Origin of the sequence: Variovorax glucosi, assembly GCF_051216695.1 — a bacterium.
Classification (GTDB): domain Bacteria; phylum Pseudomonadota; class Gammaproteobacteria; order Burkholderiales; family Burkholderiaceae_C; genus Variovorax.
Map to the genome: position 1 here is coordinate 1 of NZ_JBPJZE010000284.1, position 1,132 is coordinate 1,132.

Here is a 1,132-nt window from a genome sequence, read left to right on the forward strand (position 1 = left end):
GCAGCCATGGTTGAAGCCTGGGCCAGATCAAGGTTCGCATCGAGTGTTCAGTCGCCGTGATGCGGACCGTGCCGGCGGGCTTGCCGCGCATCTCGCCCAGAACGGCGAGTTCTGCTTCGATGTCCTCGAAGCGCGGGCCGACGGCTTGGTACAGGCGTTCGCCCGCTTCCGTGGGCGCGACGCTGCGTGTGGTCCGGTTGAGCAGCTTCAGGTCGAGCCGGCGCTCCAGCGCGCGGACGGTCTGGCTGAGCGCGGACTGCGTCACTCCAAGCTGGGCCGCCGCTCGCGTGAAGCTGCCTGCGCGCACCACGGCCGCAAAACTGGCCAGGTCGTCGAAGCGTGCCATTGATTAGCCTGCCTTCTAGGTACATGTCGATCCAGCAGTCTAGTCATTGGCAAGCAGGCTGCCTAAAGTTCTTGTGATCGGTTAGCGACAAGGACACACAGCATGAAAACACGTCAACTGGGCCGCGGCGGCCTCACCGTTTCGGCCCTCGGTCTCGGCTGCATGGGCCTGAGCTACGGCTACGGGCCGGCCACCGGCACGGCCGAAGCGGTCAAGCTCATCCGCGCGGGCTTCGAACGCGGGATCACGTTTTTCGACACGACGGAAGTCTATGGGCCCTTCGTCAACGAAAGTGTGGTCGGGGAAGCGCTGGAACCTGTGCGCGATCAGGTCGTGATCGCGACCAAGTTCGGGTTTCGCGAGGGTGACGCCGGTAAGGGCCTCGACAGCCGCCCGGAACGCATCCGGCAGGTTGCCGACGAGGCGCTGAAGCGTCTGCGCACGGACCGCATCGATCTGTTCTATCAGCACCGTGTCGATCCACAGGTTCCGATGGAAGACGTGGCGGGCACCGTGAAGGATCTGATCCGCGAAGGCAAGGTGAAGCACTTCGGTCTTTCCGAGGCCGGCGTGGACAGCATTCGCCGCGCGCACGCGGTTCAGCCGGTCGCCGCTCTGCAGAGCGAGTATTCCCTGTGGTGGCGCACGCCGGAGAAAGAAGTCCTTCCGCTGCTGGAGGAACTGGGCATCGGCTTCGTGCCGTTCAGTCCGCTTGGAAAGGGTTTCCTGACGGGCGCGATCGACGCGCAGACATCGTTCGGCGCGACAGATTTCCGCAACACAGTG

2 protein-coding genes are annotated in these 1,132 nt (G+C 64.2%); one reads left to right on the forward strand and one right to left on the reverse strand.

The features are described 5' to 3' along the window. On the reverse strand, positions 1-346 hold a 346-nt coding region (locus ACSFA3_RS25000), incomplete at its 3' end, for a LysR family transcriptional regulator (protein ID WP_435508044.1). A 102-nt stretch (positions 347-448) separates the two neighbouring features. Here ACSFA3_RS25000 and ACSFA3_RS25005 point away from each other — a divergent pair. Beyond that, a partial coding sequence (locus ACSFA3_RS25005) for an aldo/keto reductase (protein WP_435508045.1) occupies positions 449-1,132 on the forward strand: 684 nt, incomplete at its 3' end.